The organism is Yersinia sp. 1652 StPb PI, assembly GCF_041538345.1.
Lineage (GTDB): Bacteria > Pseudomonadota > Gammaproteobacteria > Enterobacterales > Enterobacteriaceae > Yersinia > Yersinia enterocolitica_E.
The window spans coordinates 2,742,319-2,758,791 of sequence record NZ_JAULSM010000001.1 but is presented as its reverse complement, the minus strand read 5'-3'; the positions used below and the strand labels follow the sequence as shown (position 1 = coordinate 2,758,791).

The following is a 16,473-nucleotide window of genomic DNA, read 5'->3' as shown; positions in this document are numbered from 1 at the left end:
CTGGGATTAGCTATAATGCGCAACAATTTTCTTTTTGGTGATAGTGCGATATGAACTCTCTGTTTGCCAGCACGGCGCGTGGACTGGAAGAACTGTTAAAAAGCGAACTCGAAGCGCTGGGCGCTCACGACTGTAAAATAGTACAGGGTGGGGTACATTTTCAGGGTGACGATCGACTCATGTACCAAAGCCTGCTGTGGAGCCGCCTGGCTTCGCGCATCTTGTTACCGCTTAACGAATTTAAAGTTTACAGCGATTTGGACTTGTACCTCGGGGTGCAGGCGATCGACTGGCCGTCAATTTTTGGTGTGGATAAAACCTTTGCTGTGCACTTTAGCGGCGTGAATGATGAAATCCGCAACAGCCAGTACGGTGCATTGAAAGTAAAAGATGCCATTGTTGACAGCTTTACCCGTAAGTTGGAGCAGCGCCCAACGGTTGCCAAGCAGCAACCGGATATTCGGGTGAATGTTTTCCTACAACGGGATATGGCCAGTGTGGCATTGGATCTCAGTGGTGAAGGGCTGCATCAGCGCGGCTACCGTGATTTGACCGGTCAGGCTCCCCTGAAAGAAAACCTGGCAGCGGCAATTATCCAGCGTTCTGGCTGGCAGTCAGGTACACCGATGGTCGATCCGATGTGTGGTTCCGGTACATTGCTGATTGAAGCGGCAATGATAGCCTCTGATCGCGCCCCAGGTTTGCATCGCGCCCATTGGGGCTTTACCGCCTGGAGTGCCTTCAACGAAGTGCTATGGCGTGAATTGACCACCGAGGCGCAAGTGCGTGCCCGCAATGGTTTGCAGGAAACCACTTCTCGCTTCTTCGGTTCAGACATCGACAGACGAGTTATCGAAATGGCGCGTGCTAATGCCCGCCGTGCTGGGGTATCGGAGCTGATTAGCTTCAATGCCAATGATGTCAGTAAGTTAGTGAACCCATTGCCGGAAGGGCCGGTAGGCACGGTTATCAGTAACCCGCCTTACGGTGAGCGGTTGGAAAGCGAGCCGGCATTGATTGCATTGCATAATATGCTCGGTCGCATCATGAAATCGGCATTTGGTGGCTGGCGTTTATCGCTGTTCAGTGCATCACCGGAATTGCTGAGTTGCCTGCAACTGCGGGCGGAACGTGAATTTAAAGCGAAAAATGGCCCGCTGGATTGCGTGCAGAAAAATTATCAGTTAGCGGCGAATCCACAGGGTGCTGCGGGTGTTCAGGTGGCAGAAGATTATGCCAACCGTCTACGTAAAAACGTGAAAAAGCTGGATAAGTGGGCCAAACAGCAGGGTATCGAATGCTACCGTCTGTATGATGCTGATTTGCCTGATTATAATGTGGCCGTCGATCGTTACGGCAGCAAAGTGGTGGTACAGGAATATGCGCCGCCGAAAACGATTGATGCGCAAAAGGCCCGCCAGCGCTTATTTGATGTGATTAATGCCACCCTTGCGGTACTGGATCTCCCATCCAATCAATTGGTATTGAAAACCCGTGAGCGCCAGAAGGGCAAAAACCAATACGAAAAGCTGGCACAAAAAGGTGAATTCCTGCTGGTGAGTGAATATAACGCCAAGCTATGGGTTAACCTGACCGATTACCTCGATACCGGTCTGTTCCTTGATCACCGTATCGCTCGCCAGATGCTAGGTAAAATGAGCCAGGGTAAAGACTTCCTTAACCTGTTTGCCTATACCGGTACGGCCAGTGTTCATGCCGGCTTGGGTGGTGCGCGCAGTACCACGACGGTTGATATGTCGCGTACCTATCTGGAGTGGGCCGAGAAGAATTTGCGGGTGAATGGCTTAACTGGCCAACAACACCGCTTGATTCAGGCTGATTGCCTTTCATGGCTCAGTAACACTGATGAGCAGTTCGATGTGATCTTCATTGATCCACCGACTTTCTCCAACTCCAAGCGTATGGAGACCACCTTTGATGTTCAGCGCGATCACTTAGTGCTGATGAAAGAACTTAAACGGTTACTGCGCCGTAAGGGAACAATCATGTTCTCGAACAATAAGCGCGGTTTCCAGATGGATTTGGACGGGATAAAGGCGTTAGGGCTGGAAGCGAAAGAGATAACAGCTCAGACACAATCAGAAGACTTTGCCCGTAATCGTCAAATCCACAACTGTTGGCTGGTCACCCACAGCCACGAGGAAAAGTAGAAACTATGTCGTTAATTAGCATGTCCGGTGCCTGGCTGTCGTTCAGCGATGCACCTTTATTGGATAATACTGAATTGCATATTGAGGCAAACGAGCGCGTTTGTCTGGTGGGCCGTAATGGCGCAGGTAAATCCACCTTATTGAAAATTTTGAGCAAAGAAGTAGCACTGGATGATGGCCGCATCATTTATGAGCAAGATTTGATTGTGGCGCGTCTGCAACAAGACCCACCACGCAATGTGGCCGGTACCGTGTTTGACTTTGTGGCTGAAGGCGTGCAGGAACAGGCTGAACATTTAAAAGCCTACCACGCCAGCTTGCATCAGGTTGAGTTAGACCCAAGTGAGAAGAACCTCAATCGTCTGGCGGCATTGCAGGAGATTCTGGACCATCAAGGTTTGTGGCAATTAGACAGCCGCATTCAGGAAGTGCTGGTTCAACTTGGTTTATCTGCTGATGCCGAACTTTCATCACTGTCAGGTGGTTGGTTGCGTAAAGCAGCACTAGGCCGTGCGCTGGTAAGCTCGCCGAAAGTGCTGCTGCTGGATGAACCGACCAACCATTTGGACATCGAAACCATTAATTGGCTGGAAGGCTTCCTGAAAGAATTCCAGGGTAGCATCGTGTTTATCTCTCATGACCGTTCCTTTATCCGCGCGATGGCGACCCGTATTGTCGACCTTGATCGTGGCAAATTGGTGTCATGGCCAGGGAATTACGAACTGTATCTTGCCAGCAAAGAAGAAGCATTGCGGGTTGAAGAGCTGCAAAACGCTGAATTTGACCGCAAACTGGCGCAGGAAGAAGTGTGGATACGCCAAGGTATCAAAGCGCGCCGCACCCGTAACGAAGGCCGTGTGCGCGCGCTGAAAGCGCTGCGCATGGAGCGTTCAGAACGCCGTGAAGTGATGGGCACAGCCAAGATGCAAGTCGAAGAGACCGTGCGTTCAGGCAAAATTGTCTTTGATCTGGAGAATGTTAACTATCAGATTGATGGCAAAGTATTAGTGAAAGATTTTACCGCACAAGTACAGCGTGGCGATAAAATCGCGCTGGTGGGCCCAAATGGTTGCGGTAAAACGACATTACTGAAACTGATGCTCGGTCAGCTTAAAGCGGACAGCGGCAAAGTACATTGTGGCACCAAGTTGGAAGTGGCTTATTTTGACCAGCATCGGGCAGAACTTGATCCCGAACGTACGGTGATGGATAACCTGGCAGAAGGTAAGCAAGAAGTGATGGTAAATGGCCGCTCGCGTCATGTACTAGGTTACCTGCAAGACTTCTTGTTCCACCCTAAACGCGCAATGACACCGGTGAAAGCGCTGTCTGGTGGTGAGCGTAATCGCCTGTTATTGGCTAAATTATTCCTTAAGCCTAGCAACTTGTTGATCCTCGATGAACCGACCAACGATCTGGATGTGGAAACACTGGAGTTGTTGGAAGAGATGGTTGATAGCTATCAGGGCACAGTGTTGTTGGTAAGCCATGACCGTCAATTCGTTGATAACTCAGTGACTGAATGTTGGATCTTTGAAGGTAATGGCCAGATCAATAGTTTTGTTGGCGGCTATTATGATGCGCATCAGCAACGTGCTGAGGCAAAACCTATCCGTCAGGTAGCGGCTAAAGTTGAAGAAACCAAAGCTGCGTCACCGGTTAAGAGTAATGCACCCGCCGCTAAACGCCCGGGTAAGTTGAGCTATAACTTACAGCGTGAGTTGGATCAGTTACCGCAACAGCTAGAAAAACTGGAAAATGAAATCAGTGAGTTACAGGCTGAAGTTGGTCACGCAGATTTCTTCTCCCGCCCGCATGAAGAGACACAACAGGTCTTGAAAGCATTAGCTGATGCTGAACAGGCGTTAGAAGTAGCATTTGGTCGTTGGGAAGAGCTGGAAGCTCAGAAAAACGGTTAAAAATGTGTAACCGCCGTTCTACCAGATGACGTGCAATACGATATTATGTCTATTGTTATAGTAAGTCTCTTGATAGAACGGTGTTCAACAATACCCAATAGATTTCAACGTGCAGGAAGGTAGCTTGCAGCGGCCTGGTAGAGGCGAGAACCACGGATGGCGGAGTAACGGAACAGCCAACCATCTGCATGTTGAAAGATGAAGGGATATACAGGCCAGCCGTAAGGACATAGATATTGTATTCTGTTATTGAGCCTAAACACGGCGGGCAGTCAGGGAATGTCATCCTGTGCCGGCAGTGCGACATGTCAGTGGCCTTACCCTCGCTGCCTTATGGCACCAAAGCGGTATGTCCGCGTTGCAAAACCACACTGACTGCCAGGTGGGATGAGCCACGCAAGCGCCCTGTGGGGTACGCGGTTAGTGCATTATTTATGCTATTGCTGGCTAATATGTTCCCGTTCGTCAACATGCGTGTGGCCGGGATCACCAGCGAAATTACCTTACTCCAAATACCCAGAGTCATGGTGTCAGATAACTATGCCAGCATGGCAACGTTATTTATGGTACTGGTTCAGTTGATACCGGCATTCTGTATGGTAGCCATCATCCTGCTTTGCCTGCGGGTGCGGATGCCAGCCCACTTGAAAGCCGCAATCGCGAAAGCGTTATTCCAATTTAAAAGCTGGTGCATGGTTGAGATCTTCCTCGCCGGTGTGCTGGTGAGCTTTGTCAAACTGATGGCGTATGGCGACATCGGTATTGGCAGCAGTTTTATCCCCTATTGCCTATTTTGTCTGTTACAAGTCCGCGCCTTCCAATGTGTCGATCGTCATTGGATGTGGCAGGATATTGCTCCGGCTCCTGAACTGAAGCTCCCGTTGGTTGCGGGCCGTACTGGTTTGCGTCAGGGGTTGCGATCCTGTTCTTGTTGTACCGCAATTTTGCCGCAATCCCAGGTGCAATGCCCGCGCTGCCATACTCATGGCTATGTTCGTCGTCGCCATAGCTTGCAGTGGACGATGGCCCTATTGATCACCTCGATTCTGCTCTATATTCCGGCTAATTTGATGCCGATTATGATTACCGAAAGTCTGGGGAGTCAAATGGGTTCTACCATTATGGCGGGGGTCATTTTCTTGTGGAGCGAAGGTTCTTATCCGGTGGCGATGGTGATTTTTATCGCCAGTATCATGGTGCCATCGTTAAAAATGTTAGCGATTGCCTGGCTGTGTTGGGATGCAAAAGGTAAAGGTAATAGCGATACTGAACGGATGCATTTCATCTATGAAATCGTGGAGTTTGTTGGCCGTTGGTCAATGATCGATGTCTTTGTTATTGCTGTGCTCTCTTCATTAGTCCGTATTGGGCAACTGATGAGTATTTATCCAGCGATTGGTGCACTGTTATTTGCCATGGTAGTGGTTCTGACAATGTTTGCTGCATTAACCTTTGATCCCCGTTTAACCTGGGATCGAATCAGTGAATCAACCCAAAAGGAGCCGCAAGGTGACGGACAATAATCCCAGCCAGAATGTGGCGGAAATTGAAAAAATCAAGCGATGGTCGCCGGTGTGGATCATCCCGATTGTCACTGTGCTGATTGGCGCATGGATTTTGTTTTATCATTTCAGCCACCAGGGGCCACAGGTGGTATTGACCACACTGAATGCCGAAGGTATTGAAGCAGGTAAAACAAAAATAAAAAGTCGTAGTGTGGATGTCGGTATCGTAGAGCAGGTCACGCTGAGTGAGGATCTGAACCATGTTATCGTGCAGGCACGGCTCAGCTCAGGCATGAATACCCTGTTACATAGCGATACCGTCTTCTGGGTGGTGAAGCCGCAGATTGGCCGTGAGGGTGTATCTGGCCTGGGAACACTACTTTCCGGTGCTTACATTGAGCTGCAACCGGGTAGCAAAGGTAAATCATTAAGTGAATTCACCTTATTGGATTCCCCACCGCTGGCCTCACCTGATGCTAAAGGGGTGCGTATCATTCTGGACAGCGAACAGGCTGGGCAGTTGAATGCTGGCGACCCGGTATTGTTCCGTGGCTACCGGGTCGGATCGGTAGAAACCAGCACCTTCGATGCTAAGTCACGCTTAATGCGTTATCAGTTATTTATTGGTGCGCCTTATGACAGTCTGGTCACCAGCAATGTCCGTTTCTGGAAGGACAGTGGTGTAGCGGTCGATCTATCATCACAAGGAATGCGAGTTGAAATGGCATCGCTGGCAACCCTTTTCAGTGGTGGCGTAAGTTTCGATGTGCCTGATGGTTTGGATCTGGGCAAGCCGGTCACGGCAGATAAAGCTGAATTCAAACTGTTTGATAATCGCAGCAGCATTCAAAATTCTCTGTTCACGGAACATGAAGATTTCTTGTTGTTCTTCTCCGACTCTGTACGTGGTTTGCAGTCTGGTGCGCCGGTAGAGTTCCGTGGTATTCGTGTGGGTACTGTAGCCGATGTGCCGTTCTTCACCGAAGGTATGCGGCAGCGGGTTGATAATGATTTCCGTATTCCGGTGCTTATTCGCATTGAGCCAGGCCGTTTCCGCGATGATTTAGGCCCGGATACCAACTTTGCGCAAATATTGAAAACAGCCAAAGAACGCGGGCTACGTGCCTCATTGAAATCAGGTAACTTGCTGACGGGTGCGCTGTTTATTGATCTGGATTTCTACCCAGATGCCAAACCGTGGAAAGGGCCGTTGGAAGTGGCGGGCTATCCATTGCTGCCCACCGTCAGTGGTGGCTTAGCGCAAATTCAGCAGAAATTGATGCAAACACTGGATAAGATTAATAGTCTACCGCTGGATCCAATGGTGAATGAAGTCACGAAGACACTGGCTGAAAGTCAGAAAACGATGCGTGAAACTCAGAAAACCTTGGCGGCATTGACCGCAATCACCTCAAGCCCGGCGATGCAGGATCTCCCCAAAGATCTGCAAAAAACCCTGAATGAGTTGAATCGCAGCATGAAAGGCTTCCAGCCAGGTTCACCGGCCTACAACAAGATGGTGGGTGATATGCAACGGTTAGATCAGGTCTTGCGTGAATTACAGCCAGTATTGCGTACGCTGAATGAGAAGAGTAACGCGCTGGTATTTGAAGCGGCAGGAAGTCAGGATCCTCAGCCTAAGAAGGCCAAAAAATGATGAAATGGATGGCAGTTCTCGCAGTGCTGTTACTTAGCGCTTGCAGTAGCGAACCCGGCAAAACCTACTATCAGTTACCGGCACTCAGCGCTCCTGCTACGGTCAGTAGTAGTGTTGCTTCAAGGCAATTATGGATTGAACATGTTGGTGTCGCTGATTATCTGGCTGCGACGGGAGTGGTATACCAAACCAATGATGTACAGTATGTCATTGCCAGCAACAACCTGTGGGCCAGTCCACTGGATCAACAGTTGCAGCAAACCTTGGTAACCAATCTGAGTAATGCGCTGCCGGGTTGGTTGGTCTCTTCACAACCACTGGATAGCGATCAGGATGTCCTCAATGTGACTGTAACCGGCTTCCATGGCCGCTATGATGGTCGCGCTGTTATTCGTGGTGTGTGGATACTGAAACATCAGGGACAGTTGATTAAGCAGCCATTCGATCTCGAACTTAAACAGAGTGAAGACGGCTACGATGCTCTGATCCGAACCTTGGCGCAGGGCTGGCAGCAGGAAGCCAAGGTTATTGCTGCTCAGTTACAAAACGTTAAGTAATATTTTGTTCTAATTTAGTCTAATATCAGTCAAACTCTCTTTCGTTGCTAACGAAAAATTACTGCGAAAGAGGGTTTTTTGTTTAATATCAATGTTTTACCTTCATTCACCCCAAATCAATCACTTAGCAAATTCAGCGGGCATAGCTCACAAATATGACATTGGCGTGAATTTTGCGCATTGCTTTTCTGTTTCCTAAGGTCTATCACTTAATTGTGACTGCACATAAAGTGGTCACTGTTTTCTTTCCACCAGACCGAAAGATGAGGGAAACGAGGCATGAAGAGACAGAAAAGAGATCGCCTGGAAAGGGCGTTGTCACGCGGGTATCAAGCAGGTATTTCAGGGCGTTCAAGGGAAATTTGTCCCTATCAAGCTTTAGACGCCAGATCGCATTGGTTAGGAGGTTGGCGACAAGCCATGGAGGACAGGGCTGTGACCGCTTAAGCGGCTCTCTGTCAGACTAAGGGATCACCTCCGCTTTATGCGCATATTGCGGAGGTTTTCATTTTTACTCTTCGTTCTTGTCGCCGCAGCGTTGTTGGCTGCGTTCGCTCATCCGAATCATTGACTGGTGTCAACTCATCGGAATTCACTCATTTGCCGCCTAGCTGCAACACCAATTACTTTGAGTAATACAGGTGGTACTTGTCGCCGCAGCGTTGTTGGCTGCATTCGCTCACCCGAATCATTGACTGGCGTCAACTCTTCTAGGTCTGACCAACTATTCAGCCCAGCGTTTTAGCAAGATACTCGCGTTAACCCCGCCAAAACCGAAGCCATTTGACAGCGCATAGGTTATCTCATGGGGGAGAGCTTTACCTGCCACAATATTCAACCCCTTGGCCGCAGCATCCAGACTCTCCAAATTCAGAGTGGCAGGCACGATTTGATCACGCAGTGCCAGTACCGTGAAGATGGTTTCCAATCCGCCAGCCGCCCCCAGCAAATGCCCGGTGGCTGACTTGGTTGAGGTAATGGCTAAGGTATTACCTTCACCAAATAAGTGTTTAATCGCATTGATTTCGCCAAGATCCCCCACCGGAGTTGAGGTTGCATGCGCATTAAGATGCTGAACTTGTTCTGGCTTAATTTTGGCCTGACGCAAAGCGATCTTCATTGCGCGATATGCGCCATCACCATCTTCAGCTCCAGAGGTCATATGGTAGGCATCGGCACTGGTACCGTAGCCGACAATCTCAGCTAACGGTTGTGCACCACGGGCGAGAGCATGTTCTAATTCTTCAATAATCAGTAAACCGGCACCTTCCCCCATCACAAAACCATCGCGAGCACTGTCGAAGGGACGGGAGGCTTTCTCAGGTGTGCTATTAAAACCGGTTGATAGAGCACGAGCTGCAGCAAAACCAGCCAAACTGACCTTATCAATCGCGGCTTCAGCGCCACCACATAAGGCAACATCCGCTTCATCGTTGCGGATCATCCGCACCGCATCACCAATAGCTTGCACTCCCGCCGCACAAGCGGTGACGGGCGCGCCAATTGGCCCTTTAAAATGATGTTTAATAGAAACATGACCCGCAGCCAAATTCACCAAAAATGAAGGTATAGTGAAAGGGGAGAGGCGTTTTGGCCCGCGAGTGTCGGTGGTGCGTACGGCATGAGCAATCGCAGGGAAACCGCCAATACCAGAACCAATCACGGTAGCGGTACGCTCCTGTTTTTCTACATCGTCAGCATGCCAGTCGGCTTGGGTAATAGCTTCATCTGCCGCCGCCATCGCAAACGCAATGAAACGATCCATTTTCTTCTGATCTTTTGGCGCAACAGCTTTATCAGGATCAAAGCCTGCTTCTGAGTCTGCGTCAAGTGTAGGCACTTGCCCACCAATCTTAGCTGACAAATCACCGACAATCTCATCCGGCAGAATACGGATGCCGGATTGTCCTGCCAGCAAACGTTGCCAAACAGTTTCGCTACCACAGCCTAACGGGGAAACCACACCCATTCCTGTAATTACTACACGGCGCGTATTCATTGTTTTTCCTTTTGAGACTTAATTGAGTGAGACTGTTGCCTGGTATCTATTGACTGTTTGCCATGCATCAGTGCCAACCGTTTATTAATTATATCGCTCTTGACGGAGCCTGCCGCAAGAGTGACATCTTGTACACAAATAGGTTGCCCGGTATTTCTGTCCAGTAAGATAGTTTCTACCGGATTACCCGTACGGCGATCTGCGAGTACCACCGCAGGACCAAGTGGTGCAAAATGCTGATTACCCCACTGGAATAGTGCCGCCATCACTGGGAAAAAATCATTGCCACGCTCAGTCAGTAAATACTCATAGCGGGCAGGACGCGGATTATAGAGCCGCTTTTCAAGGATCCCACTTTCCACCAGATACTTTAGGCGGCGGGTGAGGATAGTGGGTGATAGCTGCAAACTTTGCTGAAATTCATCAAACCGCGTTAACCCCTGAAAGGCATCGCGGATGATTAATATGCTCCACCATTCGCCGACGCGTTCAAGAGAGCGGGCAACCGGGCAAGGCATGTCTTCAAGGCGGGTTCTTTGCATTCCATTCCTCACATCATTATTGTGGCTTTGGCTGAGCGTGGGCTGAAAATTAACATTCAACAAGTGACTACATTTATTGTAGTTACTTAGGTTAAAAAAAATGCCTCGTGGCATCATTATTATGGTGCAGGGGAGTAACTGCCCCTGCACAGGGATAACAAATATTAGAAAGTATTGGTGTCTTTAAACAGACCGACTTTCAAGTCGGTGGCAGTGTAAATCACTTTGCCATCAACCAAAACTTCACCGTCCGCGACACCCATAATTAATTTACGCATAATGACACGTTTAAAATTAATACGATATGTTACTTTCTTGGCTTCAGGCAGTACCTGACCGGTGAATTTAACTTCACCGACACCCAGCGCGCGACCTTTGCCTTCGCCACCTAGCCAGCCAAGATAGAACCCAACCAATTGCCACATAGCATCAAGGCCCAGGCAGCCTGGCATTACAGGATCACCGATAAAGTGGCAACCGAAGAACCATAGATCTGGATTGATATCCAGTTCCGCTTCCACATAACCTTTGCCATAGGTACCGCCGTCTTCTGTCATCTTGACGACACGGTCCATCATTAACATATTGCCAGCTGGCAATGGTGGCCCGCCAGCGCCAAACAGTTCGCCACGGCCTGATGCTTCAAGGTCTTCTTTTGTATAGGATTCGCGTTTATCTACCATGTTCTCAGTAAGCCTTATTTTAGTGAAGTGCGCAGAATAGCGTACACCTGTACGCTGAGCAAGTCCGATCAGCCCTGGTTGAACCAGTTTAGCCAGCGTAATGGCCATGGCCAACGGTGTCTGTCCTGCGGATTAACCTGTGAGATTCGCTCTTGAATTATACCTAACAGGCTTGGTTGCTGCTCGTCGGCATACACCATGCCTGTCAATAACGGCAGTGCTTCAGCGGCGCTATCAACCGCCCAGAGATGGAACTGACCATTTTGTACCGCCTCAATCACTGCCTGATTCAGGCATAAATGACGGACATTGGTGGTCGGTAGAATCACCCCTTGAGTACCCGTCAACCCGCGACGCTGACAGGCTTCGAAGAAGCCTTCGATCTTTTCATTCACGCCGCCAATAGGCTGCACATTACCAAACTGATCAACAGAGCCTGTGACCGCAATTTGCTGGTTGATCGGTTGCTGCGAAAGGGCACTGATCAAGGCGCAAAGCTCGGCCAGTGATGCGCTATCACCATCGACCTCACCATAGGATTGCTCAAAAACAATCGAAGCCGAGAAGGGTAGCGGCTGATCAAGTTCCAATTCTGAGATCAAGAATGCTTGCATAATCATCATGCCTTTAGCATGTAGATTACCGCCCAGTTCCGCTTTACGTTCAACGTCAACAAACTCGCCATCACCCAAGTGAACCACACAACTGATACGTGCAGGTTCGCCAAAAGCATAAGGGTGACCTGGGTATTCCAGTACCGACAAACCATTAATCTGACCGACGACTAACCCTTCGGTATCAACCAAAATCTGCCCTAGTTCAATCTCATCTTGCATCCGCTCAGCAAGATAACTATTGCGCCAATCACGGGCATTCAAGGCAATGTCCAGCGCATTGGCTGTAATTGACTCTTCTTCAGCATACAGCGCTGCTTCTGCCAACTGGCCAGTTAGCCATACAGGGCACAGCGGCAGACTGCCCTGATCACCGCTGTAGCGCACTGCCTGACGAAACAGAACTGGCCAGGCATCGGCAGATAAAGATGGCAACTGTTTTTTCTGCAATAACGCATTGATATAGCCACACCATAGGGTCATGCCATCGATATCGACCAGCGGCAGCTCGACCTCGAACTCGCCATAGATAGCCAATTCGCCTAACTCGGGTTCCATATCGTGGAAATCGCCAAGGCCCAGACGGTCGCCAACGAGAATCAGGCGCAGATCCAGTGGCATCGAGGGAATGTGTACTGGCAGAGGGCGGGTTTCATCAGGTGACAACCAATCGAAGCGCTGCTGGACAATCATCTGTTTCAGACGCAGCCACATCAGTGGTTGAGCTTGTAATGCCCGTACTGACAGGATCAATATGCCGCCATTAGCCTGATGAACCAAGCCGGGTTGCAGACTGATTTGATCTTTATGCCATCTAACACAACCAAACAGTTGTTCTGGTTCTACCCATTCCTGATAGAGACAGCGTGAATGTGCCGCAAAAGGCTCGTTACCACGTTGGGCCGGCTGCCAGGTCACTAGATTGCCATCAATCTGATAATCGCCACCAAACACGGCAGAGGCTTCAGGTTGCAGCTCTTTAACTGCCTGCGCGATCAATGCCAGATACTCAGTACTCTCCTGTGCTTTAATCAGCATAAAACGCGGTTGAGATTGTGGATGACAAAATAGCGTCATGCCATTCTCTAACCGGGGCTGAATCGCCGAGAAAGAAACCGGCTCCAACTGGGAGGCAGTAGTAAATAACGCTTCATAGGGCGTTGCGTTCGGCAGCATTGACTGCCATTCAAGTCGGTTATTGGTCAAAGTAATAGATGCAATCGTCAAAAAGGGAAAGGGCGATTATACAAGAATAAAGCAGGCTGCATATACGTAGAGTGGCAGTTGGTAGCAAGGAGTAAGACATCGGCAGTATTCCGTACAAAAAACAAACTAATCATAGGCTTTTTGTAGGGTGAAATTCTGCATAAAACTGTTATGCTTGACTTAAGTTACACGGTCACTAAAGAGCTCACGATGAAATATCAACAACTGGAAAATCTGGAAAGTGGTTGGAAATGGGCGTATTTGGTAAAAAAGCACCGTGAAGGTGAAGCCATTACCCGCCACATTGAAAACAGTGCAGCGACAGACGCAGTAGAGCAATTGATGAAACTGGAAAGTGAACCAGTAAAGGTGCTGGAGTGGATTGACACTCATATGAACGTACAACTGGCGACGCGGATGAAGCAGACTATCCGCGCCAGACGTAAGCGCCATTTCAATGCTGAGCATCAGCATACGCGCAAAAAGTCGATCGATCTGGAATTTCTGGTTTGGCAGCGTTTGGCCGCTCTAGCCCGGCGCCGTGGCAATACTCTGTCAGATACAGTGGTGCAGTTAATTGAAGATGCTGAGCGTAAAGAGAAATATGCCAACCAGATGTCATCTTTGAAACAGGACTTACAGGATATTCTTGGTAAAGAGATTTAACCTGTCTTGGTATGAATTAGATAAAAGATGATATTGATATAGAGCCATTAAGAAAAGAGATGTGGCCTGGTTTGTTATCATTGATGACAAAAAAAACCCCGCAATGCGGGGTTTTTTACGAAAGGAGTAAACTTAAGCCTGTGGCTGAGTTACAACTTCTTTGTAGCCTTTAACTTCGATCTCTACGCGACGATCTGGTGCCAGGCAATTGATCAGAGCAGCACGTGGTTTCACGTTGTCACAGGTGTTACCAGTAACTGGGTTTGCTTGACCTTCACCGCGAGCGGTGATTTTGTCAGCAGGGATACCTTTAGAAACCAGGTAATCACGCACGCTGTCAGCACGACGCTGAGACAGAACTAAGTTCGGTGCTGGTTGACCGATACGGTCAGCGAAGCCCAGAACAACTACAGAACCGTCTTTAGGATCGATAGAGCTCAGTTGTGCATACAGTTGGTCCAGAGCTTGCTGGCCTTCTGGTTTCAGAGTTGCTTTGTTGAAAGCGAACAGCACGTCAGATTTCAGTGTGAAACGCTTAGTGTCAACAACTGGAGCTGGAGCTGGTGCTGGAGCAACTACTGGCGCTACTGCATCTTCCTGACCGAAACGGTAAGAAACACCCAGGCTCAGCATACCATTGTCTGGACGAGCACCAACGGTAGCTTTATCACCGATGTTGCTAACCCATTGGTATTCCATACGGGTTGCCCAGTTTTTGGTCCATGCGTATTCTGCACCCAGCGCTACCAGTGGAGAAACACCGGTGTCATGGTTGCTAGCACGGCTATCAGTAGGAGCATCGTAAGCGCTAGAATCTACGCGCCAAACCAGACCACCCAGACGGGTGTACAGGTCCAAGTCCTGAGCAATTGGGTAGCTCAGTTTAGCAGCCAGCTGTACGCCTTGTGCTTTGAATGCGCCGTTATTTACGTCGCCTTTGTAAGGCATACGGCCAAGCCAGTCGTATCCCATTTCAAAGCCCAGGTATTGGTTTGCTTGGTAACCCAAGAACGCACCAGCACCCAGTTGGTCTTTATGGGTAGGACCGTCGTTGCCAACGTTGCCATAGATACCGCCAGTGCCAGTATCTTGATACTGGGACCAACCCAGTTTACCACCGGTGTACCAGGTGTTATCTTTCGGTGCGGCTTGCGCTACTGTAGCGAAACCAGCCAGTGCCACTGCTAATGCGATAGCTGTCTTTTTCATTTTACGCCTCGTTATCATCCAAATAGGCAATGAGCTTTAAAAAGCTAAGCCCTTGGTTAAAATTCTTCGCCAAGGTTTTAACGCTCCCGTTAATCACGCTGCCAGTATAATTTGGCGTTTTAGAGCAACCTTGGCGATGTAAAGTCTACAACGTGGCGAGAAAGTTACAAGTGTGATGTGATAAACCGCCTGAAAAAAAAGCGAAATAGTGCATTATCTTTAACGATTTAGCGGTAAAAACCCGCGTTTTCTAGACGTTATTTTCTGCTACAAGCCGCATTCCGACTCGCTTTATGCCGGTTTTACAGGAGTAAGCGCTAAATATTGTAATAATTCATGGGATAAATCCTAAATTTACTTAATGATACAAAGAAGAATGAATTTTTAACGTTGCGCACTGTCCTTGGTTCAGTTTTATGTCATTCAACGGACGCATAACAAACCCATAAGCATTCCCTAACTTTGCTGCCAAACGTAATCTGATTCGATCATTTTCTGACAACTCCGGTAGCCAACCAAGAACGACACTGTAATTTCCCGTCAATAATGCCTTCTCCATTGCATCAACAGTCGACAATGGATTGATTTGCCGTAACTGAACGACTTTATCTATTGGTAAGCCTGAATGCTGTAACCATAAACGACTTAATTTCTGTTGTGGGGCCAGCCATAAAAGCCAGCGAGACTGCTTACCAAGTTGTTGCAATAAAGGAAGCAATAACTGAGTTACCGCAGGCTGGTTTTCACTGTACACAAGTTCACTGATAAGGCCACTATCTGTTGGAGCATCAACTCTTTCCGGTGTTTCACGGCTAATAAGAGAATGATAATTAGCATTATAAGGTTTTAGTGATTGAGTACGCATTATGAACCTCGCCTGTAGTGTGCTGTATGCATATACAGTAGTCACTGTTTGTTCGAAGATCAACTAAATTTTTACAAGACGCTTCGCATAATTGTGATGTAAATCCGTGCAAATTCATTTTGTGTTTGGCTAGGTAATCCATATTGCGTATTTTTTAATTGGTTGTTCCTCTTACACTTATTGCAACTGAATAGGGACGTTGGATCGGATTTTTACTAAAGGAGTAGTTATGGAAAACGCATCAGAAAACAAAATCATGCAAGCACAGGATCGTTTCGATTTTTTAGGCAAGATCACAGTTCGTTCGCAATTTGGTGGCTATGGCCTATTGGCGAACGGCATTATGTTTGCGGTGGTTTCGGACGGCGAACTGTATTTACGCGCCAATAATAAGATAGAAACGCTATTCCGCAGTCGGGGGATGAGTAACTTTGTCTACGCTAAACGTGGGTTACCGGTATTGCTGCGTTATTATTGGGTAGACTCTGCATTATGGAGTGATGAGTGCACACTGAGTCATTTTGCTACACGCGCTTATCAAGGGGCTAAAGCTGAGTTTTTAAGCAAAAAAGGGCCAACAGTTCGTCTGAAAGATTTGCCGAATCTCAGTGCCAGCCTTGAACGACTATTGTGGAAAGCCGGCATCAAGAATGCGGCGGAGCTGCGGCGTGAAGGGGCCAAATGCTGTTATCTGAAGTTACGTGCATTAAGGCGCTCACTCGGGGTTAATGTATTATTGGCGCTTGCTGGGGCGATAAGTGGCCACCATTATGCTGTGCTGCCTTTATTGATGCGTAGTGAACTTATTGAATGGTTTGAGATACACATCCGTTCGCCCAAAATTACGCAGTTTGAAACAGCATAGCAGGGCCATCGGGAA

The 16,473-nt window shown here is 48.5% G+C and carries 14 protein-coding genes; 8 read left to right on the top strand and 6 right to left on the bottom strand.

The window, feature by feature from the left end:
* The first annotated feature begins 50 nt into the window (after positions 1-50).
* From rlmKL to rmf, 6 genes are all read left to right on the top strand, one after another.
* A complete protein-coding gene (rlmKL, locus tag Q2T71_RS12745) occupies positions 51-2,171 on the top strand; it encodes a bifunctional 23S rRNA (guanine(2069)-N(7))-methyltransferase RlmK/23S rRNA (guanine(2445)-N(2))-methyltransferase RlmL (protein WP_083158461.1) in 2,121 nt (706 codons plus the stop codon).
* A 5-nt stretch (positions 2,172-2,176) separates the two neighbouring features.
* Positions 2,177-4,090: an ABC transporter ATP-binding protein gene (locus tag Q2T71_RS12740; RefSeq protein WP_372559320.1), complete on the top strand. Its 1,914-nt coding sequence runs from the start codon at positions 2,177-2,179 to the stop codon at positions 4,088-4,090.
* A 236-nt stretch (positions 4,091-4,326) separates the two neighbouring features.
* Positions 4,327-5,613 carry a membrane integrity-associated transporter subunit PqiA gene (gene pqiA, locus Q2T71_RS12735; RefSeq protein WP_372559319.1) on the top strand — a complete coding sequence of 429 codons (1,287 nt, stop codon included), beginning with the start codon at positions 4,327-4,329 and terminating at the stop codon, positions 5,611-5,613.
* Positions 5,600-7,252, top strand: a complete 1,653-nt coding sequence (gene pqiB / locus Q2T71_RS12730) for an intermembrane transport protein PqiB (RefSeq protein ID WP_372559318.1) — start codon at positions 5,600-5,602, stop codon at positions 7,250-7,252. Before pqiA ends, pqiB begins: the two co-directional genes overlap by 14 nt.
* Complete coding sequence (gene pqiC / locus Q2T71_RS12725) at positions 7,249-7,809, top strand: membrane integrity-associated transporter subunit PqiC (protein ID WP_372559317.1); 561 nt, start codon at positions 7,249-7,251, stop codon at positions 7,807-7,809. The genes pqiB and pqiC overlap by 4 nt, the downstream gene beginning before the upstream one ends.
* A gap of 279 nt (positions 7,810-8,088) precedes the next feature.
* Positions 8,089-8,256, top strand: coding sequence for a ribosome modulation factor (gene rmf, locus Q2T71_RS12720; protein ID WP_005170911.1), 168 nt, complete (start codon positions 8,089-8,091; stop codon positions 8,254-8,256).
* A 277-nt stretch (positions 8,257-8,533) separates the two neighbouring features.
* Here rmf and fabF read toward each other — a convergent pair whose 3' ends face one another.
* From fabF to Q2T71_RS12700, 4 genes are all read right to left on the bottom strand, one after another.
* Positions 8,534-9,808 carry a beta-ketoacyl-ACP synthase II gene (fabF, locus tag Q2T71_RS12715; RefSeq protein WP_372559316.1) on the bottom strand — a complete coding sequence of 425 codons (1,275 nt, stop codon included), beginning with the start codon at positions 9,806-9,808 and terminating at the stop codon, positions 8,534-8,536.
* Positions 9,805-10,350: a winged helix-turn-helix transcriptional regulator gene (locus tag Q2T71_RS12710; protein WP_372559315.1), complete on the bottom strand. Its 546-nt coding sequence runs from the start codon at positions 10,348-10,350 to the stop codon at positions 9,805-9,807. The genes fabF and Q2T71_RS12710 overlap by 4 nt, the downstream gene beginning before the upstream one ends.
* A 164-nt stretch (positions 10,351-10,514) precedes the next feature.
* On the bottom strand, positions 10,515-11,033 hold the full coding sequence (fabA, locus tag Q2T71_RS12705; protein WP_083158467.1) for a bifunctional 3-hydroxydecanoyl-ACP dehydratase/trans-2-decenoyl-ACP isomerase: 519 nt from the start codon (positions 11,031-11,033) through the stop codon (positions 10,515-10,517).
* 68 nt (positions 11,034-11,101) lie between these two features.
* Positions 11,102-12,853, bottom strand: a complete 1,752-nt coding sequence (locus tag Q2T71_RS12700; RefSeq protein ID WP_372559314.1) for an AAA family ATPase — start codon at positions 12,851-12,853, stop codon at positions 11,102-11,104.
* Between the two features lie 210 nt (positions 12,854-13,063).
* Here Q2T71_RS12700 and matP point away from each other — a divergent pair, with 210 nt between their 5' ends.
* A complete protein-coding gene (gene matP / locus Q2T71_RS12695; RefSeq protein WP_083158469.1) occupies positions 13,064-13,519 on the top strand; it encodes a macrodomain Ter protein MatP in 456 nt (151 codons plus the stop codon).
* Between the two features lie 132 nt (positions 13,520-13,651).
* Here the strand turns inward: matP and ompA are convergent, their stop codons facing one another.
* Positions 13,652-14,728: a porin OmpA gene (gene ompA / locus Q2T71_RS12690; protein WP_083158470.1), complete on the bottom strand. Its 1,077-nt coding sequence runs from the start codon at positions 14,726-14,728 to the stop codon at positions 13,652-13,654.
* 358 nt (positions 14,729-15,086) lie between these two features.
* Positions 15,087-15,593: an SOS-induced cell division inhibitor SulA gene (sulA, locus tag Q2T71_RS12685; RefSeq protein WP_372559313.1), complete on the bottom strand. Its 507-nt coding sequence runs from the start codon at positions 15,591-15,593 to the stop codon at positions 15,087-15,089.
* A 229-nt stretch (positions 15,594-15,822) separates the two neighbouring features.
* Here sulA and Q2T71_RS12680 point away from each other — a divergent pair, with 229 nt between their 5' ends.
* The gene (locus Q2T71_RS12680) at positions 15,823-16,458 is read left to right on the top strand and encodes a TfoX/Sxy family DNA transformation protein (RefSeq protein WP_372559312.1); all 636 of its coding nucleotides are present in this window, start codon (positions 15,823-15,825) and stop codon (positions 16,456-16,458) included.
* Positions 16,459-16,473: the final 15 nt, after the last annotated feature.